Raw genomic sequence first — 19,180 nt, forward strand, 5'->3', positions numbered from 1 at the left:
CCAACCCAACGTCAGAAAGCCCGCCATGCTGCGCCTTTTAGCCCGCCGCCTTTATCGCGACCGTCGCCGTTACGCGGTGATGATCGTCTTTTTGTTCCTTGCGGGGGCAACAACATTCTGGGGCGTGCGCACCAGCCTGTTCAGCGTGCCAATGCCGCTGGTTGCCGGTCTGGCCTTTGTGGTGGGGATCGGCATCTTTGCGCCCATCTTGTCACTGCTCATCCCGCCGTGGCGCTTTACGATTGAAATCGCCGCCGTGGGCCTGTTCGCACTTGCACTGATCGGTCAGTTCATCCCCAGCCTGTCACTCCACGAGATCACGACCCGCGTCGCGATCTGGGCCTTTGTGGCGATGAACCTGCTGTCGCTGCTTTACACGACGCAATTTCTGGATCGCTGGTTTATGCGCAAGGATCACACGCTGACCGGACGCGCCAAGACCCGCCTGCCGCAACAGCGGGTCTGGGACGGGGTGATCGGCACGCCGCCCCATATTGATAAGCTGGCCAAGAACGATCTTGTTACCTTTGAAAATGTCGACGGTGACCCGATGCAGCGCCGTCTTGTGCAACGCATCAACGGCACGTCGTTGCTCGAGGAAATCCAAACGCTGGACCAGTTGGATGAACCGCGCCGGATCGGCTTTCAGTGGCATGTGCCGCAGTCCGATGATCCCGAAAAACATCGCGGCTATGCGCGCACGGAAATCACCGATACCGGCCGCAAACGTGTAATCACGCGCACCATGACACCCGCGCAGTATCCGCTTCGCGCGGCCCTGATGAACTGGATTGACGATACTTACGGGCGGATGCTGGACGACGATCTCAACGATCTTGAACGGCCCAAAGCCACTGCGCAAACGCCGCCGCCGCTGCCCGCCTAAAGCGGGTCGATATCGCCCTGCGCGCGGCCTGCTTGGAAATCAGCCTCCCAGGCGGCGAACCTCCCCGCCGCAATCGCATCGCGCATCCCCTGCATGATGTCCTGAAAATAGCGCAGGTTGTGCCATGTGAGCAGCATGCCTGAAATCATTTCCTGAGACCGGAACACATGGTGCAGGTAGGCGCGGCTGTAGTTGGAACAGGCCGGACAGGCACAGTTTTCATCCAAAGGGCGCGGATCATCGGCGTGGCGCGCGTTCTTGATGTTCAAGAACTCCGCGCCGCGTAAACGCCTGCCCCGTGCGCCCGCTGCGCGACGGCAGCACGCAATCCATCATGTCGATCCCGCGTTTCACCGCGCCGACAATATCATCGGGCTTGCCCACCCCCATCAGATAGCGCGGCTTGTCGGTGGGCAGTTGATCGGGCGCATAATCAAGACAGGCAAACATCGCCTCCTGCCCCTCGCCCACGGCCAATCCACCCACGGCGTAGCCATCAAAGCCGATGCCGGTCAGGGCTGCCGCACTTTCGGCGCGCAAATCCTGTTCGAGGCCCCCTTGCTGAATGCCGAACAGCGCATGGCCGGGCCTGTCCCCGAAGGCATCGCGCGACCGCTGCGCCCACCGCATCGAAAGCGCCATGCTTTCCGCGATGCGCGCACGGTCGGCAGGCAACGCAGGGCATTCGTCAAAGCACATGACGATATCCGAGCCGAGGAGTTTTTGAATTTCCATCGACCGTTCCGGTGTCAATTCGTGCCGCGACCCGTCGATGTGGCTGCGAAACGTCACGCCCTTTTCGGTCAGCTTGCGCAATTCGGCCAGTGACATCACCTGAAACCCGCCGGAATCAGTTAAAATCGGCTTGTCCCAGTTCATGAACCTGTGCAGCCCGCCAAGACGCGCGATCCGCTCGGCCGTAGGGCGCAGCATCAGGTGATAGGTATTGCCCAGCAAAATGTCGGCACCCGTCGCGGCGACGCTTTCGGGCATCATCGCCTTGACGGTGGCGGCCGTGCCAACGGGCATGAACGCAGGTGTGCGAATGTCGCCGCGCGGCGTGGAAATCACACCGCTGCGGGCCTTGCCGTCAGTGGCGTTCAGGGCAAATGCGAATGGTTTTGTCATGCCGTCCTCTTGGCGCACTGCGGCGGATTTGCCAAGGGGCCGCGACAGCCCTTTACGCGCGCGCCCCTAAACCCTATATGAACAGTCAGGAATACATGAGGCCCCAATGACCGACCAGGACACGCAAATCGAAGGCACCCCGCTGATCGCGCCCTCGACCACCGACCACCCGCTTTACGAGGATATCGTGGCGGCCTGCCGGTCTGTCTATGACCCTGAAATTCCTGTGAATATTTATGACCTTGGGTTGATCTACACGATCGACATCAATGAGGCCTCCGAGGTGAATGTCACCATGACACTGACCGCACCGGGGTGCCCCGTGGCCGGTGAAATGCCCGGCTGGGTCGCCGATGCGATCGAACCCCTGCCCGGTGTGAAACAGGTTGATGTGGCCATGACCTTCGAGCCGCAATGGGGGATGGAAATGATGAGCGACGAAGCCCGCCTTGAACTGGGCTTCATGTAATCGGCGATTGTCGGCCAGCCGTGAAAACTGCCCTTGGGTAAATTGCCAAACCCCTGCTAAACTGCGTCCAGTTTTGGGGTCGTGATGTGTTAACTCGGCGTGCGTTTCATCTGTCATTACTGGCGACAGCGGCCACCGCCGCCCTTGCGCCCGATGCCCTGCGCGCCCGCACGACTACCGCCGATCCTGTCGAAACCTTCCTTAATCGCCTGACGTTTGGCGCCACCCCGCTTGAACGCGCAATTGTCGCGGAACGCGGCACATCCGGCTGGCTGGAGGATCAGCTGAACCTGTCCGCCTATGACGATGCATTCGAGGCCGGACTGGCCCGCCAGACCCTGCGGATCGCATACGAGGCCGAAGATGATGACGGCGAGGGCAATTCATGGGGCGCACTGGACGAAATGCGCCCCCTTGGCACGCTGGCCGCCGATCCCGCCGACCTGTTGCACTTGATTGACTGGGAGCGCGGGTTTGCATGGGAAGAACGGGTGCGCCCCGCCAACGAGGTCATCGCCGCCTCGCTGACGCGCGCGGTGCACGCACCCGCGCAATTGCGCGAGGTGATGACGCAATTCTGGCACGATCATTTCAACGTCCACGCCCACAAGGACGAATACACCGCGATCTTTTTTCCAAGCTACGACAGGATGTTACGCGCCAACGCCCTGGGTAACTTTCGCGCCATGCTGGGAGCCGTGGCCACATCGCCGACGATGCTGGTTTATCTCAATAACGACGACAGCCGCGCCAGCCCTGCCAATGAAAACTATGCCCGCGAATTGCTGGAACTGCACACACTGGGGGCGGCCAATTACCTGAACGAACACGCAAACCGTTGGGACGAAGTGGAAAAGGACGCCAGCGGGCTTGCCGTGGGCTATATCGACGAAGACGTTTACGAGGTCGCGCGCGCCTTTACCGGCTGGACCGTGGGCGACGGGCGCTGGGTGGCTGACGGGCAGCACGCGCCGATGACCGGCAGGTTCCACTATGTCGACAGTTGGCACGATCCCTATCAGAAACGGGTGCTGGGGCGCGAAATGGCCCCCAACCGCGCGCCTTTGGCGGATGGCGAACAGGTGCTCGATGTCCTTGCCACCCATCCTGCCACGGCGCGGTTCATCTGCGAAAAGATCGCGCGCCGGCTTCTGGCCGACGATCCCGATCCGGCGCTGATCCAGCGCCTTGCCGATGTGTTCGTGACCCACGCGCAAGCCCCCGACCAGATCGCGCAGGTGATCCGCACGCTGGTGGCTGATCCCGCCTTTGCCGCGCCCCCGACCAAGCTGCGCCGCCCGTTTGAATTCATGGCGGCCCTTTACCGTGCAAGTGGCGCGAAAATCGCCGCACCCGAAGCCGCGTTTCACTGGCAGTTGCAGCGCGCGGGCTGGCAGCAGCACACCTATCCGCCGCCCACCGGCCACCCCGATCGCGCGCATGACTGGACCAGTTCGACTATGATCCTGCGGATGGTGGAAACAGCCGTTTACGCCCATGACGACTGGTTCGGCAACGCCACGACGCGGCTGTCGGACAAGCTGCCCGAAGGCGTGGCGACCTACGGCGATCTGATCACTCATTGGGACACGCGCATGTTCGGTGCGCCCCAAAGCGGCCCCGCGCCCTTGCTGGCAGGCATTGATGTGGCGGTGGACGAACCCTTGCCGATGGATGCGGGCAGCCGCCACGATCTGTCAGCGATCGTGCTGGCCTTCGCGGCGATTTCGCCTGCGTTTTTATACCGTTAGGGGGATGTGATGGCTGATCCGGTCCTTGTTGTGATCTTCCTGCGGGGCGGCGCGGATGCCCTCAATATCGTCAGCCCGACAGGTGACGCCGATTACATTGCCGCCCGCCCTGCCGACCTGCGCGTGGCGCGCGCGGGCGACTCCGCGGGCGTCAAACTGGGTGACGGGCTGGCGGACGTGGATTTCCGCCTGAACCCGCTGGCGGGCGAACTGGGCGAATTGTTCACCGCTGGCGACCTGTCGGTCGTGCACGCCACCGGCCTGATCGAGGCCACGCGCAGCCATTTTGACGCCGAGGCCCGCATTGAACGCGCCAGCACCGGTGTGGGCGATGGCGGTTGGCTGGGCCGCTGGCTGAACGCCACCAACCCCGCTGGCGCCCTGCCCGCCCTTGCCGTGGGCACGAACATGCCCGAATCCCTGCGCGGATCGCGTGCAGCCGTCGCGCCGGAGATCGAGGAACTGGCGCTGATGCCCGGTCACTGGCTGTCGCCTGCCCTGCGCGCGCGCCTTGCTGCAGGCTTTGGCGACCATGGCGATCTGGGCGCGACAACGCAGGACCTGCTGATGCTGTCGGACACGTTGCAAGGGCGGTTCTGGGCGCCCGATGGCGGCAATTATCGCGGCTACGCGGCAGATGTGGATTATCCCGAAAACGCCCTGTCCGGCCCGATGATGACCGTGGCGCAAGCCATCAAGGCCGATCTGGGGATGCGTGTGGCCACAGTGGATTATGGCGGCTGGGACACCCACGCCGACCAGAACGGCGCATTCAACGGGCTGCTGCGCGGATTGTCACAAACCCTCATGGCATTCTGGCGCGATCTTGGGCCGCGCCAGCAGGATGTGAGCGTGGTTGTAATGTCGGAATTTGGCCGCCGCCTGCGGTCCAACGCATCGGGTGGCACCGATCACGGGCGCGCGGGCGCGATGCTGGTGCTGGGGCCGCAAGCGCGCGGCGGGCGACTTTTGGGGAAATGGCCCGGATTGGCCAATGACGCGCTTGAAGAAGGGGCCGATCTGGCGGTGACAACCGATTACCGCGCGGTGCTGGCGGAAATCCTGTCAGGCCACATGAAAACCACTGACACCAGCGCGATCTTTCCTGATCTGACAGCCACGCCCGTGGGCCTGTTTACCTAGCGAGGGCGCGCAACGCGGCCGCGCGCGCAGGCGGCACCGCGTCAATTTCCAGCCCCGTAAACACATGCATCGTGTTCATCGTGCGATCAATCACCGCATGGTCACTGACCCAGCCACCCATCGCCAGATAGCTGCGCAAAAGTGACGGCATGGCACGCAGCGCAGCCAAGCGATCACCGACCTGCCCGCAGCTTTCAAAACCGACAAATTCAGGCGATTTGACGCGCGGGCGCCATTGTGCGGGGGCTGTGTGCCTGTCGCGCAGAACCGCAAAAGCCTCGCGCGCAGGGGTTGGATCAACGCCCACAAAGGACGAACACCCGAACAGCATTTTCACGCCGCGCGCGTCAACGATCCGCGCCAAGGCACCCCATGCCACGCGCAGAACATCACTATCGGCGGCATCGGGGGATATGCAAAAACGGCCAACCTCGACCATGGGGGCATCAAACGCGTTTAACCGTGATAAATCATAGAATTGCGCGGCATAGCTTGTGTGGATTTCAGCGCCGCTGGTCAGCGGCAGGATACGGAAACAACAGGCCAGCGCGCCACCATGATCCTCTATCATCACATGCTGGCAGGCCGCATCGAAAATGTCGCTGTCCACCCCGTCACCGGCCCCGCCCCGCGCCACAAAGCAGCGATAGCGCAGCGCCTGCGTGGCGCGCAGATCGGCGGCACCTGCAGCCAACCGCGCAACGTAGCGCCCCTTGTGCAAAAGAGCGGCGCCAACATCCTGTTTCAGGGTTTCCATATCACCAGCCTAGGCAGCAGCGCCCAAAGCACAAAGCGTCTTAACCGTCACCAAGGAACGTGCCCGCGTCAAAACGCCCGATATCGCCCATCAACTGGCGGATAAAGGTGGTGTCGCGCACGTTGTCTTGGGTCACGCGGCGTGACAAAGCCACAACCTGCCCGTCCTGCAACCCGTAGCGTTCGATGTTTTCAACGACACCGGCGCTGTCAAAGGTGATCGCCACAACTTCGCGTTCAATCTCGGCCGGGGCCATATAGGCAAAATGACGCCAGCGGCTTTGGACATAGTAATACCCGCCGTCATTCAACACGCCCCCCGCCGTGGGCGCGCCGATCGTTTCGGCAACCGTGTCGCGGGTATCGACGCCAACCAGAACTTCGGACAACTGCCCGTCATCAGGGGCAAAGCCGTGATTGCGGAACTGCGCCGTGCAGCCAACAACCGTGACCAATGCAAGGACGGACGTGCCGCGCAGAATGCGTCGTCGCAACGTTGCGCCTGTAATGCTCATGTGTGACCCCTTGCCTTGGCTTGTGATGCCTTTTATCCGGCTTACATCATGTCACGGCCCTTGTTCAAGAATGGATGCGCTTATGTCTGACCAGACGCCATCACAAATCCGCCTGTCGGACCTGCCCAACCGGCGCGAGACCCGCATTGCGCTGGAACCGGATGCGGCGGCGCGTGAGAAACTGGCCGCTGAGCTGGGGATCAGCGCGATCCGCAAGCTGCGCTTTGTTGGCACCCTGTCGCCTCTCGGGCGGCGCGACTGGCATTTGCAGGCTGACCTTGGCGCGACCGTAGTGCAGGCCTGCGTTGTCACGCTTGATCCGGTCACGACCCGGATTGATGAAACGGTGACACGGTCCTATGTGGCGCAGCTTGACCCGATCGAGGCTGCCGAAATCGAAATGCCCGAAGACGACACTGTGGAACAGGCGCCTGACATCCTTGATCTGGCCGCGGTCATGACCGAAAGCCTGGCACTTGCCCTGCCCGCCTATCCGCGCGTCGACGGGGCGAGCGTCGAAAACGCCAATTTTACCGAACCGGGCAAGGCGGCAATGACCGACGAAGACACCCGCCCCTTTGCGGGCCTTGCCGACCTGCGCAATACCCTGAAAAACAAGGGCGAATAGCCCGTCATCAGGGGGCTGGCAAAAATGGTTGCGCTTGCGCGGAATCGCTCTATGTTCGCGCCCTCTTTCATATGGTGACTTGATAGGCATGCCCAGATGCCCTAAGACGCCGGAATGCTGCGCCACGCGCGCGAAAACACGGGCCACGCGCCCCCGAAATCAAAGGTTGTGACATGGCTGTCCAGCAGAACAAAGTATCCAAGTCGCGCCGCAACAACCGTCGCGCACATGATTCACTCGTGGCCGCAAACCCGAATGAATGCACAAGCTGCGGCGAACTGAAGCGTCCGCACCATGTTTGCCCCTCTTGCGGCAACTATGGCGACCGTGAAGTCGTGGCGATGACCACCGAGGTCGATCTCGACGACGACGCGGCCTAGCCACATGTCCCCCGCCCTGACGACGGACAGTGATCCGCGCGCGGCCCACAGCGGGGACCACGGCACGCCAGTTATCTTAAGTGTTGACGCCATGGGCGGCGACAAAGGGCCTGCAACCGTCGTTGCGGGCCTTGCGCGTTTCCTGGGCGAAAACCCCGATGCGCGCGCGCTTCTGCACGGGCCAAAAGGCGAAACTCGAGGCGCTGATTGCCAAGAAACGGATCGCTGACCGCGTCACCGTTTATGACGCGCCCGATGTTGTCGCCATGTCCGACAAGCCCAGCAACGTCATGCGCCATGGCAAGCAAACCTCGATGTGGTCCGCAATCGAAGCCGTGCGCGATGGCGCGGCCGCGGTCTGTGTCAGTTGCGGCAATACCGGCGCGCTGATGGCGGTATCAATGCTGCGCCTGCGCAAGGCTGACGGCGTGAACCGCCCCGCCATCGCCTGTTACTGGCCGTCGCGCAATCCTGCCGGATTCAACGTGATGCTGGATGCGGGCGCCGATATTCGCGCCGACCAAGACGATCTGCTGACCTATGCCCTGATGGGCGCGTCTTATGCACGCAACGGCCTGGGTATTGCCCGCCCCCGTGTCGGCCTGCTGAACGTGGGCGTCGAGGAACACAAAGGCCGCGCCGAACTGAAAGTGGCACACGATCTGATTGCCAGCGCCGCCCCGCGCGGCGATTTCGAATATGTGGGATTCGTCGAAGGCGGTGATTTGCCCTCGGACCGCGTTGATGTGATCGTCACGGACGGATTTACCGGCAATGTGGCCCTGAAAACCGGCGAAGGCACGGCGAATCTGATCTCGGACCTCTTGAAAGAGGCCTTCAAGAAAACGCCGCTGTCGCGCATCGCCGCCTTGCTGGCCATGACCTCGCTTGGCCGTTTGCGCAAACGCATTGATCCACGCGGTGTGAATGGCGGCGTGTTTCTGGGGCTGAACGGCACAGTGATCAAAAGCCACGGATCGGCGGATGCCACCGGTGTCGCCGCCGCCCTGTCGCTGGCCTATCAACTGGCGCGCTCGGGCTTTTCGGAACGTCTGGCCGCACGGGTTGCAACGGCCGCCTCACTTGCCCAAGATACTACCGAGGAAGCGGCACCCAACGCCGCCAAAGGCAAGGGCAATACATGACAAGACGCGCCGTGGTCAAAGGCGTGGGGCATTACCTCCCCGCGCGGATCGTCAGGAACGCCGAATTCGAGGCGACGCTGGACACATCTGATGAATGGATCAAGGCCCGTTCTGGGATCGAACGCCGCCATTTCGCCGCCGAGGGCGAAACCACATCCGATCTTGCAACCCATGCCGCCAAGGCCGCGCTGGACCATGCAGGCCTGGCGGGCAGCGATATCGACGCGATCATTCTGGCGACCTCGACCGCTGACAATACCTTTCCATCCGCGGCCACGATGGTGCAGGCCAATATCGGCAACGAACATGGCTATGCCTTTGATGTGCAAGCGGTTTGCGCCGGTTTCGTCTATGCACTGGCCAATGCCAACGCGCTGATTGTGTCGGGTCAGGCCAACCGCGTGTTGGTGATCGGTGCGGAAACCTTCAGCCGGATCATGGATTGGACGGATCGTTCCACCTGCGTGCTGTTTGGTGACGGCGCGGGCGCTGTGGTGCTGGAAGGCGCGGATGGCACGGGCGATGCCGGTGACCGCGGCATTCTGGCCACCGATCTCAATTCCGACGGGCGCTTTCGCGACCTGCTTTATGTGGACGGCGGGGTGGCGACACAAAACACCGGTGTCCTGCGGATGCAGGGCAAGGAAGTGTTCCGCCACGCTGTTGAAAAGCTGGCGCAAACCGCCCACACCGCCCTTGATAAGGTCGGTCTTGGGGCGGATGATGTGGATTGGGTGGTGCCGCATCAGGCCAATATCCGCATCATTCAATCAACCGCCAAAAAGCTGGGCGTGGACATGGACCGCGTTGTTGTCACGGTGCAGGATCACGGCAATACATCGGCCGCCTCCATCCCGCTGGCCCTGTCGGTGGGCGTGGCCAATGGCCAAATCAAGCGCGGCGATCTGATCGTCACCGAAGCCATCGGCGGCGGGCTTGCCTGGGGTGCGGTCGTGCTGCGTTGGTAGCGATTACCGGCCTGTTAATTGCACGGGCCAAGCCCTTGATATTGACTCTGAAATTGCAACCCGCCTACAGTTCCCGCAAAACAGGGGGACTGACATGGCCGACAAGACACTCACGCGCATGGATCTGGCCGAGGCCGTTCATGCCGAGGTAGGACTTTCACGCAACGATTCCGCAGACTTGGTGGAAAGCGTGCTGACACATATTTCCGACGCGCTGGTGCGCGGGGAAACTGTCAAGATTTCATCGTTCGGGACATTTTCGGTGCGCGCCAAAGCGGCCCGCATCGGCCGCAATCCCAAGACCGGCGAGGAGGTTCCGATCCACCCGCGCCGGGTGCTGACATTCCGTCCCTCGCACCTGATGAAAGACCGCGTTGCCGCTGGCAACAAGGGTTAGGGGGCGCGCGCGTGGCAAAATCCCGCGAAGCGTTCCGCACCATCAGCGAAGTCGCCGACTGGCTTGATACGCCTGCCCATGTCCTGCGGTTCTGGGAAAGCAAGTTCAGCCAGATCAAACCGGTCAAACGCGCCGGTGGGCGGCGCTATTACCGCCCCGATGACATGGCGCTGCTGGGTGGCATCAAGACCCTGCTGCATGACGAGGGCATGACCATCAAAGGTGTGCAGAAATTACTGCGCGAACAAGGGGTTAAGCATGTTGCCGGTCTGGGGCAAGAGCCCGGTGCTGCGGTGGATGTGACGCCTGCGGAACTGGCTGGCGAACCGCCCGCGTCCGTGGTCGAAGCCGAACAAGCCCCCACACCTGCCCTTGATGCGGCCAACGCCGACCCGGACGACAATGTCGTGCCCATGGCCATGCCCCAGGCGGCACCTGGCCCCGCCCTGTCGGTCAACCTTGCGGCCGCGCCTGCCCCCTCGCCCGATCCCGGCGATGATGACAGCGATCTGCCCGCGCGGATGCAACCGCTGTTGCAGCGCGCGAACCGCGATGCATTGCACAGCCGCGCCGCAGAGATCGCCCCGCTTGTGGCCCGCCTCGAGGCCCTGCGCGACCGCATGGCGCGCAGCTAATCGCCGCCCCGTGCACCGGCCAAAAGAAATGACAATTCCGGCTTGCCCATGGGCCAAAATCCAGTATGAAGACGCCTTAGTCGGGCTATGGCGCAGCCTGGTAGCGCGTCCGTCTGGGGGACGGAAGGTCGCAGGTTCGAGTCCTGCTAGCCCGACCAACATAACCGCCCGTTCGCGCATCCGCGCGGCGGGCGTTTTGCTGTCACGCAGCTGAAGGGGGCAACATCCATGGCCAAATCCGGCGTTTTGTCAGACCGGCAAATGACAACGATGATTGCCGATGGTGCGATCAGCGCCAGCACGCCGATCACCGCTGGCCAAATCCAGCCCGCGTCGCTTGACTTGCGGCTGGGGGCCACTGCCTATCGCGTGCGCGCCTCTTTTCTGGCGGGGCGGTCGCGCAAGGTCAGCGACCGGCTGGCCGATTTCCAGATGCACGCAATTGATCTGTCCGATGGGGCGGTGCTGGAAAAGGGCTGTGTCTATGTGGTGCCGTTGATGGAATCCCTGGCCCTGCCCGCAGGAACGTCAGGGGCGGCCAGTGCCAAATCCTCGATCGGGCGGCTTGATCTGCTGACCCGCATCATCACCGATCATGGCACCGAATTTGATCGCGTGCCCGATGGCTATACCGGCCCGCTTTATGTGGAAATCTGCCCGCAATCCTTTTCCGTGATCGCCACGGCGGGGCAGATGCTGAACCAGATCATTTTCCGCGTCGGCAAGACCGTGATCAGCGATGAGGACCTGCGCGCGCTGCACGCCACAACCCCGATCGTGAACGGTGACGCTGTTATTTCCGATGGTCTGGGCTTTTCGGTTGATCTGAAACCGCGCGGTGATGATCTGGTTGGATACCGCGCCAAGCCGCACACGGGCGTGATTGATCTGGGCCTTTTGAACCACTATCACGCCGCCGATTTCTGGGAGGAAGTGCGCACAACCGATGGCTGGATCATCCTTGATCCCGGCGCGTTCTATATTCTGGTCAGCCGCGAGGCGATTGCGATCCCGCCCGATACAGCCGCCGAAATGGCCCCCTATCTGGCAATGGTTGGCGAATTTCGCGTGCATTACGCGGGCTTTTTCGATCCCGGTTTTGGCTGGGACGGTGCCGGTGGCCAAGGGTCACGCGGCGTGCTCGAGGTGCGCTGCCACGAGGCGCCTTTTGTGCTGGAGCATGGTCAGATCGTCGGGCGGCTGGTGTATGAACACATGTCCGAGGTGCCCGCCCAGCTTTATGGCCGCGAGATTGCCTCGAACTATCAGGGGCAAGGCCTGAAATTGTCCAAGCATTTCAAGACCTAGGCGCAGCGCGCATCGGGCCCGCCGTAAGCCACGACACAGTTGCGCCCCCTCCCCTTGGCCGCATATAGCGCCTCATCCGCACGCCTGATCGCAGCCCCGTTTGCGATATCACCGGGCAGGAACTGGCTCAGGCCCAGTGATGCGCTGACGGTGGTGTGCACATCGGCCGCACCGCCGCTTTTCAAAGGAATGCGTGAAATCGCCAGACGGACACGTTCGCAGATCGCAGCCAGGCGTTCAGGATCGTCGGTGTCAAGGATCAGCATGAATTCCTCACCGCCCCACCGGCCCAGAACATCGCCGTGGCGGAATTGCGGGCGCAGCACCTCGCCCACCTTGGCAAGAATGCGGTCCCCCTCGTCATGGCCAAGCTGGTCGTTGATTTTCTTGAAGTGATCAAGGTCGATCAACACGATCCCCGTGCCGACACCCGATCGGGTGAAGATGTCCCAGCGCTGCGCGAGCGTGTCATGCAACCCGCGCCGGTTCAGGATGCCGGTCAGCGGATCATGGGTGGCCATGCGCGCCAGCTTGCGTTCCGTCATGCGTCGCGCGCGGTCAACCCGTTCCTGAATGACACCGGAGTGCACCGCCGTGCCAACCATGCACCAGATGATCAGGCTGATGATCATTGTCTCGACGGGAACCATCCGTTCGGTCACGTGAAACATGCGGTGCAGCACGAACCCACAGGCCCATGGCACCAGAAAACCGACCATCATCATGATCCGCGTGCGTTTGCCCACATCGCCCAACAGCAAGGCCACCCGCACGAACGGGCGGTGCAAGTAAAGTGTCAGCACCGCAAGCGACAGCGGGATCAGCGACAAAAGTGTCGCCATGGACATATGCCCGTCAAACAGTTCCAGACCATAGCTCATCCCGACAAAGGCATTCAGGATCGCCGCGATTGCCACCAGATTGAACGTCAGCCCGATCCGCCCGAAATGCCGCCGCACGATCACCGATGCAAATAGCATCGTCAGGACAAAGGCCGTATCACTGCCCAATTCACCGTGCAGATTGGCGGCAAGTGGTTGGAAAACCCATGTTTCAAGACCGCCCGACAACAGGCTTTGCCACGCGGGAAAGAACCCTTCAAGGGTGCGTTCGCCAGCAATCAGCAGGCAGATGCCCGACAAGACATAGCGCCAGACCGGCGTGGGCTGATGATGGCGAAACGAAAGCACGCCAACCGAAAGCGACAGCAGCATCAGTGCGGTCAGCGGGTGTGTGGCCGGCCCATCCGCGATTGGGCGCAACAGCGCATCAACACCTGCGAAGGTTTCGATCAGGGCCAGAAAGGCAAGGATCAACGAACAGGCCGCAAGCGGACGGCGCAGCCGCAACCCCTGCCGTATCAACCGGAACCGGGCGGCATCGGCAATCGAGTAACTGGCTGAAAGACTGGTCAAATGGGCACCCCGACTGGAATTTGTCGGGGCGATAATTGCGCAACAGCCTTAAAATGGCATTAATCAGAAGCGGCCAATACGGCGCCCCATGCGCAGGGCCTGACGCCCGCGTTTGGTATTGTCGCGGGCCTGTTTGGCCTGCTGGCGTTCTTCCTTGGTCATATCCTTGGGGTCGCGGCCACGGTTGGCGGCCATGTTGATCCCCTTGTTCACGCCACGGTTCACCAGTTTGCGCAGGATCATGGAAATAATGCGGTCGACGTTCATATGCGCGTCCTTTGCTCTGCCTCGCGGGATACCTAACGCATTTCGCCCGGAATCCCAAATCACGAGACAGCTAGCAGTGGTTTTGGGCAATTTCGTGGCGTTATTCGTCCTCGAACAACTCGCTCTGGTCCTCGTCCTCGTCGCTTTCGCCGGTCTCGGCGCCGGGTGGCGGACGGTTTTCCAGCAATCCAGCCGAGCGCAGTTCTTTGAGCCCCGGTAAATCCCGTGCGTTTTCAAGGCCGAAGTGATCAAGGAATTCCTGCGTCACCACAAAGGTCACGGGCCGCCCCGGCGTCATCTTGCGCCGCCCGAACCGGATCCATTCCATTTCGATCAACTGGTCCACGGTGCCGCGGCTGACCGACACGCCGCGGATTTCCTCGATCTCGGCGCGGGTGACGGGCTGGTGATAGGCAACGATGGCCAGCGTTTCGATCGCCGCGCGCGACAGTTTGCGCACCTCGATCGTTTCTTTCTGCATCAGGAATCCCAGATCGGGGGCGGTGCGAATGGCCCATGCATCGCCGACCTTGATCACGTTCACGCCGCGCCCGTCATAGCGTTTGCGCAGATGCACCAGCGCCTCGGCGGGGTCACAGCCATGGGGCATCCGGCCCGCCAACTCCTTGATGGTGACCGGATCGGCGGTGGCAAACAAAATCGCCTCGACCATGCGTTCCTGTTCGGCCAGGGGCGGGGCCTCGAACAGGCTTTCTTCTTTGACTTCAACCATCTGTGGGCAACTTCTTACGTATCTGGATGGGGGCGAAAATCTCGCCCTGACGAATTTCGATGCGGCCTTCCTTGGCCAGTTCCAGACTGGCGGCAAAGGTGCTGGCCGTGGCCGAACGTTTCTTGGCGGGGTCCATTTCCCAGCCCTCGGGCAGGTAGGACATGATATCGGTCCACTCGCCCGCAAAGCCGATCAAGCCGCGCATCCGCCCCAGGGCTTCCTCCATGGTGAACACAGAATCGCGGTCCATGGTAAAGGGGCGGAAATCATCGCGGGTGCGGATGCGCGCATAGCCCTGCATCAGGTCCAACAGGGTCGCGGTATAGGTGACGCGGCGCACGCGGGCCACATCTTCGGTGATGCCACGGGCAAAGAAATCACGGCCCTTCTGGTCGCGCGCCATCAGTTTCGCCGCGCTTTCGCGCATGGCCTGCAAGCGTTCCAACTGGAACGCCAGATGCGCAGCCAGTTCCTCGCCCGATGGGCCTTCCTCGGCCGGATCAGGGGGCAACAGCAGGCGCGATTTCAGGAACGCCAGCCAGGCGGCCATGACCAGATAATCGGCGGCCAGTTCAATGCGCAATTCTTTAGCCCGTTCGATAAAGCCGAGGTATTGTTCGGCCAGTGCGAGCACGGAAATCTGGCGCAGGTCGACCTTTTGCGTGCGCGACAGCATCAGCAACAGATCAAGCGGGCCTTCATAGCCATCCACGTCAACGATCAACGCCTCGGCGGCAAGCCGGTCGTTCACGTCTTCCTGAAACTGGTCTTGCTCAGCCATGCGGCCCCTCGCCTAGAAGCCCGTTAAATTCGGCTTCCAAGGCGGGAATGTCAATCAGTGTTGGCGATTTACGCGTCGCAAGGGCGGCATCGGCGCGGGCCTGCGCGATGGGTGTCAGTTTGCCGCTGGCAGCGGCCACCTGTTCCATTTCGCGCGCATGGCCGTTGCAATGCAAAACCACGTCACATCCGGCGGCAATCGCACCGCTGGCGCGGGTCGCCAGATCACCGTCCAAAGCCTCCATCGACAGATCGTCGGTCATGATCAAGCCGCCAAAGCCGATGTCCTCGCGGATCACCTGCATCATCTTGGGCGATGTGGTGGCGGGGGCGGTCGGGTCGATGTCGTCAAACACGATATGGGCGGTCATGCCCATGGGAAGATCATTCAACGCCTTGAAGGGTGCAAAATCCTGCGCCTCAAGGTCGGCACGGCGCGCCGTGACGCGGGGCAAGTCCTTGTGGCTGTCAACGCGGGCGCGGCCATGGCCGGGGATGTGTTTCAAAACGGGCAGCACGCCACCGTCCAGCAGGCCATTGGCCACGGCACGGGACGCTGCAATCACGGTGTCTGCGTCCTGCCCGTAACAGCGATTGCGCAGAAAGGGATGCGTGTCAGCGTCAGCCACATCGGCCATCGGCGCACAATTGGCATCAATGCCAACGTCACGCAATTCATGGGCAATCAAAAGATAGCGCAGATACATGGCGCGCAAGGGGTCGTGCGCAAGGGCCATCTGATCCAGCGGCGGCAGGTATTCGCGCCAATACGGCGCGCGCATCCGCTGCACCCGCCCACCTTCCTGATCAATCAGAATCGGGGCGTCACGGCCCACGGTATCGCGCAGGTCAGCTGTCAGGCGGCGCAGCTGTTCGGGCGTGTCGACATTGCGTGCAAACAGAATGAACCCAAGCGGATCGCAATCACGGAAAAACGATCTTTCCCAATCAGTTACAGCGTGACCTTCAGGTCCGAAAATCACCGCACCCTGCGGCATTTAGCGGACCACGACAGGGATACAGGCGGCGTCTTCGGCAACCAATGCACTACAGAAACGACGCGCATCGGCCAGATCGGCAAAGCCCATGGCGCGCAGCCGGTAGAACGTGCGCCCGCCACTTTCGGCGCGCTGGATCAGGCGATCCTTGCCATCCATGTAATCGTTGAATTCGCCCGACAGGCGGGTCCATTCGCGCGCGGCAATCTCGGCGCTGTCAAAGGCGCCCAGTTGCACCAGCTTGGTGCCCGCGGGGATCACGGCCTCATTGACTTCGGCGGGCGCGCTTTCGGGGGCCTCGGCCACGGCGGGGGTCACGACAGCAGGTGCGAACCCGCCCTGGGGGCGCAGTTGCGGACGCAAGGACCGGGCCACGCCGGGCACAGAGGCGGCGACAACCGGCGCTTGGGGCGCGGGCGTTTCAGCTTGCACGACACCGGCCACGGCGACCTCGACCGGCGTATCCTCACCTTCTTCAAGGTCTGTCATCGGGGCGGCACCAGCGGCAATCTGATCGGCCAATGCAAGCACTTCCTCGACGGTAAGGGGCGTGTCGGGATCAGCAGGGGCGACAGTTTCCGCGTCTTCGGCGACAACGGCAACTTCACCCTCGGCAACGGTGCCAAGCGGGTCTTGGGGCATCACTTCGGCGGCTTCGGCCGTGGGCGTGACCTCAAGGTCTTCTTGCGGCAGCGCGGGCTGCGCAGGGGCTAGCACAAGCGTATCTTCGGGTGGCGCCACGCCACCCTGGGCCGGCACGGTGTTGACAGAAAGACCGGTGTGCAGGGCAATTTCCCCGCCGGGGTTTTCAGGCGCCGAACGCATCGGCCCTTCCATGGCGCGCACGACAGGCACACCCGTCACATCGCGCACCAGCAATTTGTAGCCCCAGACACCAACACCCACGACAAGCGCCAGCGACATCACCGCGCCTGCGTAATTGACCAGTTTGCCCGCACGCGGCGCATTGCCCGTGCCAGCAGTACCATAGGAAATCTCTGCCATATCGCCTCGCTGCCCGCTTTGGACAGCCCATTGGCGTCCGCAGGTCTCTCTTGCCTCACTCGCCCAGACGCGTGCGCTTTAGCGCATCTCTTCTGCTGGGGTCACGCCAAGAATACCAAGACCGGACGAAATAACAACGGCGACGGCGCGAATCAGCGCGATTTTGGATTGTGTTGCCGATGAATCACCACTTTGCAGGAAACGCAGGCTGGTATCATCATTGCCACGGTTCCACAGCGCGTGAAATTCCGACGCCATTTCATAAAGATAAAAGGCGATCCTGTGCGGTTCATTGGTGCGCGCAGCGATTTCCACAAGACGCGGGAACTCGGCGATCTTTTGCGCCACTTTCAGCTCGGCCGCATGGGTCAGGCCGGTCAAATCGGCCTCTGCCAGTGTGGCATCATCAACGGCGATCCCCTCCTCGGTTGCCTTGCGCAACACCGAGGCAATCCGCGCGTGGGCATATTGCACATAGAACACGGGGTTGTCCTTGGACTGTTCCGTGACCTTGTCGAAATCGAAATCAAGGGGCGCGTCGTTCTTGCGCGTCAGCATATGGAAGCGGGTCACGTCCTTGCCCACCGCATCGACCACATCGCGCACGGTGATGAACGTCCCTGCCCGCTTGGACATCTTGAAGGGCTCGCCGTTCTTGAACAGTTTCACCAGCTGCGTCAGCTTGATATCCAGCGGCACCTTGCCACCTGACAGCGCGGCAACAGCCGCTTTCATCCGTTTGACATAGCCGCCATGATCGGCGCCAAAGACGTCGATCAACTGGTCATAGCCACGCTGCACCTTGTCAAAGTGATAGGCGATATCGGGTGCGAAATAGGTCCACGCGCCGTCCGACTTCATGATCGGGCGGTCCACGTCATCACCAAATTCGGTTGACTTGAACAAGGTCTGTTCGCGTGGCTCCCAGTCTTCGGGCATCTTGCCCTTGGGTGGCTCAAGCGTGCCCTTGTAGATCAGCCCCTTGCTGTCAAGATCAGCAATCGCCGCTTCGATCAGCCCCGTGCCATAAAGCGACTTTTCACTGTAAAACTTGTCCATCGTGACACCAAGCGCGGCCAGATCGTCACGGATCAGCGCCATCATCGCATCGGTGGCAAATTCACGGACCTCTTCCAGCCAGACATCTTCGGGCTGGCCCACATAGGCATCGCCAGCCTTTGCTTTCAGCGCCTTGCCGGTGTCGATCAGATAGTCGCCGGGATAGGTGCCATCGGGGAACGACACCGCCTGCCCGTGCGCCTCCAAGTAGCGCAGATAAACAGACCGCGCGAGGACATCGACCTGCGCGCCGCCATCGTTGATGTAGTATTCGCGCGTCACGTCCCATCCTGCGAAATCCAGCAGGCTGGCCAGCGCATCGCCAAACACCGCGCCGCGCGTGTGCCCCACGTGCAGCGGACCGGTCGGGTTGGCCGAGACATATTCAACGTTGACCTTTTGCCCCTGCCCCATGGTCGCGCGGCCAAAGCCATCCGCCGCGAGGGCAGCGCGCACGATCCCTTGCCAGACATCGGCGGCCAGCCGCAGGTTCAAAAAGCCCGGTCCCGCGACCTCGGCGACAGTGATGCGCGGATCATCCGCCAGCAAGCCTGCCAGCGCATCGGCGATATCGCGCGGTTTCAGTCCCGCAGGTTTCGCCAGCACCATCGCCGCGTTCGTCGCCATATCCCCGTGCGCTGCATCGCGGGGCGGTTCGACCGTGACAGCGCCAGTTTCAAGACCCGCAGGCAGGCGCCCGTCCGCCACAAGCGCATCAAGACAGTCGATCACCAGCACACGGATTTCAGCAAAGAGGTTCATCGGGGCTATTCCTATTGTTCACAGGGCGGTTTACCACGGCCCCGCGCCGCGT

The 19,180-nt window shown here is 62.0% G+C and carries 19 protein-coding genes, 1 tRNA gene and 2 pseudogenes; 12 read left to right on the top strand and 10 right to left on the bottom strand.

Annotated elements, in window-relative coordinates; genetic code table 11:
* Positions 1–25 precede the first annotated feature (25 nt).
* Positions 26–886 (top strand): hypothetical protein, encoded by an 861-nt coding sequence (locus SJY21_RS03285; protein ID WP_377506139.1) that lies wholly within the window; start codon positions 26–28, stop codon positions 884–886.
* On the opposite strand, the pseudogene tgt reads toward SJY21_RS03285, so the two are convergent.
* Positions 883–2,014: pseudogene (gene tgt, locus SJY21_RS03290) on the bottom strand (tRNA guanosine(34) transglycosylase Tgt). The gene SJY21_RS03285 and the pseudogene tgt overlap by 4 nt on opposite strands.
* A 106-nt stretch (positions 2,015–2,120) precedes the next feature.
* Here tgt and SJY21_RS03295 point away from each other — a divergent pair.
* From SJY21_RS03295 to SJY21_RS03305, 3 genes are all read left to right on the top strand, one after another.
* Positions 2,121–2,483 (top strand): SUF system Fe-S cluster assembly protein, encoded by a 363-nt coding sequence (locus tag SJY21_RS03295; RefSeq protein ID WP_377506142.1) that lies wholly within the window; start codon positions 2,121–2,123, stop codon positions 2,481–2,483.
* Positions 2,484–2,569: 86 nt separating this feature from the next.
* The gene (locus tag SJY21_RS03300) at positions 2,570–4,234 is read left to right on the top strand and encodes a DUF1800 domain-containing protein (RefSeq protein WP_377506145.1); all 1,665 of its coding nucleotides are present in this window, start codon (positions 2,570–2,572) and stop codon (positions 4,232–4,234) included.
* Between the two features lie 9 nt (positions 4,235–4,243).
* Complete coding sequence (locus SJY21_RS03305; RefSeq protein WP_377506148.1) at positions 4,244–5,377, top strand: DUF1501 domain-containing protein; 1,134 nt, start codon at positions 4,244–4,246, stop codon at positions 5,375–5,377.
* Here the strand turns inward: SJY21_RS03305 and SJY21_RS03310 are convergent.
* Complete coding sequence (locus SJY21_RS03310; RefSeq protein WP_377506151.1) at positions 5,370–6,134, bottom strand: GNAT family N-acetyltransferase; 765 nt, start codon at positions 6,132–6,134, stop codon at positions 5,370–5,372. The two genes, SJY21_RS03305 and SJY21_RS03310, sit on opposite strands and share 8 nt — an antisense overlap.
* A gap of 40 nt (positions 6,135–6,174) precedes the next feature.
* Complete coding sequence (locus tag SJY21_RS03315; RefSeq protein ID WP_377506154.1) at positions 6,175–6,648, bottom strand: outer membrane protein assembly factor BamE; 474 nt, start codon at positions 6,646–6,648, stop codon at positions 6,175–6,177.
* Positions 6,649–6,730: 82 nt separating this feature from the next.
* Between SJY21_RS03315 and SJY21_RS03320 the strand changes: the two genes are divergently transcribed.
* From SJY21_RS03320 to SJY21_RS03355, 8 genes and pseudogenes are all read left to right on the top strand, one after another.
* Complete coding sequence (locus SJY21_RS03320) at positions 6,731–7,276, top strand: YceD family protein (RefSeq protein WP_377506157.1); 546 nt, start codon at positions 6,731–6,733, stop codon at positions 7,274–7,276.
* A 173-nt stretch (positions 7,277–7,449) separates the two neighbouring features.
* On the top strand, positions 7,450–7,656 hold the full coding sequence (gene rpmF / locus SJY21_RS03325; RefSeq protein WP_377506160.1) for a 50S ribosomal protein L32: 207 nt from the start codon (positions 7,450–7,452) through the stop codon (positions 7,654–7,656).
* A gap of 4 nt (positions 7,657–7,660) precedes the next feature.
* Positions 7,661–8,801 (top strand): annotated as a pseudogene (gene plsX / locus SJY21_RS03330) (phosphate acyltransferase PlsX).
* The gene (locus tag SJY21_RS03335; protein ID WP_377506163.1) at positions 8,798–9,769 is read left to right on the top strand and encodes a beta-ketoacyl-ACP synthase III; all 972 of its coding nucleotides are present in this window, start codon (positions 8,798–8,800) and stop codon (positions 9,767–9,769) included. Before plsX ends, SJY21_RS03335 begins: the two are co-directional and overlap by 4 nt.
* Before the next feature lie 94 nt (positions 9,770–9,863).
* Positions 9,864–10,166 carry an integration host factor subunit alpha gene (gene ihfA / locus SJY21_RS03340; protein ID WP_377506166.1) on the top strand — a complete coding sequence of 101 codons (303 nt, stop codon included), beginning with the start codon at positions 9,864–9,866 and terminating at the stop codon, positions 10,164–10,166.
* A gap of 11 nt (positions 10,167–10,177) precedes the next feature.
* Positions 10,178–10,801, top strand: a complete 624-nt coding sequence (locus tag SJY21_RS03345) for a MerR family transcriptional regulator (RefSeq protein ID WP_377506169.1) — start codon at positions 10,178–10,180, stop codon at positions 10,799–10,801.
* Positions 10,802–10,882: 81 nt separating this feature from the next.
* Positions 10,883–10,959, top strand: a tRNA-Pro gene (locus SJY21_RS03350).
* Between the two features lie 70 nt (positions 10,960–11,029).
* On the top strand, positions 11,030–12,109 hold the full coding sequence (locus SJY21_RS03355) for a 2'-deoxycytidine 5'-triphosphate deaminase (protein ID WP_377506172.1): 1,080 nt from the start codon (positions 11,030–11,032) through the stop codon (positions 12,107–12,109).
* On the opposite strand, the gene SJY21_RS03360 is transcribed toward SJY21_RS03355, so the two are convergent.
* The 7 genes from SJY21_RS03360 to argS all read right to left on the bottom strand — a co-directional run bounded on the left by SJY21_RS03360 (position 12,106) and on the right by argS (position 19,128).
* A complete protein-coding gene (locus SJY21_RS03360) occupies positions 12,106–13,524 on the bottom strand; it encodes a GGDEF domain-containing protein (RefSeq protein WP_377506175.1) in 1,419 nt (472 codons plus the stop codon). The two genes, SJY21_RS03355 and SJY21_RS03360, sit on opposite strands and share 4 nt — an antisense overlap.
* Before the next feature lie 63 nt (positions 13,525–13,587).
* A complete protein-coding gene (locus SJY21_RS03365; RefSeq protein WP_377506178.1) occupies positions 13,588–13,791 on the bottom strand; it encodes a hypothetical protein in 204 nt (67 codons plus the stop codon).
* Between the two features lie 100 nt (positions 13,792–13,891).
* Positions 13,892–14,524 (bottom strand): SMC-Scp complex subunit ScpB, encoded by a 633-nt coding sequence (gene scpB / locus SJY21_RS03370; protein ID WP_377506181.1) that lies wholly within the window; start codon positions 14,522–14,524, stop codon positions 13,892–13,894.
* Complete coding sequence (locus tag SJY21_RS03375; RefSeq protein ID WP_377506184.1) at positions 14,517–15,305, bottom strand: segregation and condensation protein A; 789 nt, start codon at positions 15,303–15,305, stop codon at positions 14,517–14,519. Before SJY21_RS03375 ends, scpB begins: the two co-directional genes overlap by 8 nt.
* Positions 15,298–16,302, bottom strand: a complete 1,005-nt coding sequence (gene nagZ / locus SJY21_RS03380; RefSeq protein ID WP_377506187.1) for a beta-N-acetylhexosaminidase — start codon at positions 16,300–16,302, stop codon at positions 15,298–15,300. The genes SJY21_RS03375 and nagZ overlap by 8 nt, the downstream gene beginning before the upstream one ends.
* Entirely contained in the window at positions 16,303–17,307 is a 1,005-nt protein-coding gene (locus SJY21_RS03385) for an SPOR domain-containing protein (RefSeq protein WP_377506190.1), read from the bottom strand.
* 78 nt (positions 17,308–17,385) lie between these two features.
* Complete coding sequence (gene argS, locus SJY21_RS03390; protein WP_377506193.1) at positions 17,386–19,128, bottom strand: arginine--tRNA ligase; 1,743 nt, start codon at positions 19,126–19,128, stop codon at positions 17,386–17,388.
* Positions 19,129–19,180: the final 52 nt, after the last annotated feature.

Origin of the sequence: Octadecabacter sp. R77987 (genome assembly GCF_042466115.1) — a bacterium.
Lineage (GTDB): Bacteria > Pseudomonadota > Alphaproteobacteria > Rhodobacterales > Rhodobacteraceae > SW4.

Excerpts from the sequence above, each read along its gene's own strand:
- SJY21_RS03315 (WP_377506154.1), bottom strand. The coding sequence starts at position 6,648 with ATGAGCATTACAGGCGCAACGTTGCGACGACGCATTCTGCGCGGCACG.
- SJY21_RS03335 (WP_377506163.1), top strand. The coding sequence starts at position 8,798 with ATGACAAGACGCGCCGTGGTCAAAGGCGTGGGGCATTACCTCCCCGCG.
- scpB (WP_377506181.1), bottom strand. The coding sequence starts at position 14,524 with ATGGTTGAAGTCAAAGAAGAAAGCCTGTTCGAGGCCCCGCCCCTGGCC.
- SJY21_RS03355 (WP_377506172.1), top strand. The coding sequence starts at position 11,030 with ATGGCCAAATCCGGCGTTTTGTCAGACCGGCAAATGACAACGATGATT.
- SJY21_RS03385 (WP_377506190.1), bottom strand. The coding sequence starts at position 17,307 with ATGGCAGAGATTTCCTATGGTACTGCTGGCACGGGCAATGCGCCGCGT.
- SJY21_RS03305 (WP_377506148.1), top strand. The coding sequence starts at position 4,244 with ATGGCTGATCCGGTCCTTGTTGTGATCTTCCTGCGGGGCGGCGCGGAT.
- SJY21_RS03320 (WP_377506157.1), top strand. The coding sequence starts at position 6,731 with ATGTCTGACCAGACGCCATCACAAATCCGCCTGTCGGACCTGCCCAAC.
- nagZ (WP_377506187.1), bottom strand. The coding sequence starts at position 16,302 with ATGCCGCAGGGTGCGGTGATTTTCGGACCTGAAGGTCACGCTGTAACT.
- rpmF (WP_377506160.1), top strand. The coding sequence starts at position 7,450 with ATGGCTGTCCAGCAGAACAAAGTATCCAAGTCGCGCCGCAACAACCGT.
- SJY21_RS03285 (WP_377506139.1), top strand. The coding sequence starts at position 26 with ATGCTGCGCCTTTTAGCCCGCCGCCTTTATCGCGACCGTCGCCGTTAC.
- SJY21_RS03365 (WP_377506178.1), bottom strand. The coding sequence starts at position 13,791 with ATGAACGTCGACCGCATTATTTCCATGATCCTGCGCAAACTGGTGAAC.
- SJY21_RS03310 (WP_377506151.1), bottom strand. The coding sequence starts at position 6,134 with ATGGAAACCCTGAAACAGGATGTTGGCGCCGCTCTTTTGCACAAGGGG.
- ihfA (WP_377506166.1), top strand. The coding sequence starts at position 9,864 with ATGGCCGACAAGACACTCACGCGCATGGATCTGGCCGAGGCCGTTCAT.
- SJY21_RS03295 (WP_377506142.1), top strand. The coding sequence starts at position 2,121 with ATGACCGACCAGGACACGCAAATCGAAGGCACCCCGCTGATCGCGCCC.
- SJY21_RS03375 (WP_377506184.1), bottom strand. The coding sequence starts at position 15,305 with ATGGCTGAGCAAGACCAGTTTCAGGAAGACGTGAACGACCGGCTTGCC.
- argS (WP_377506193.1), bottom strand. The coding sequence starts at position 19,128 with ATGAACCTCTTTGCTGAAATCCGTGTGCTGGTGATCGACTGTCTTGAT.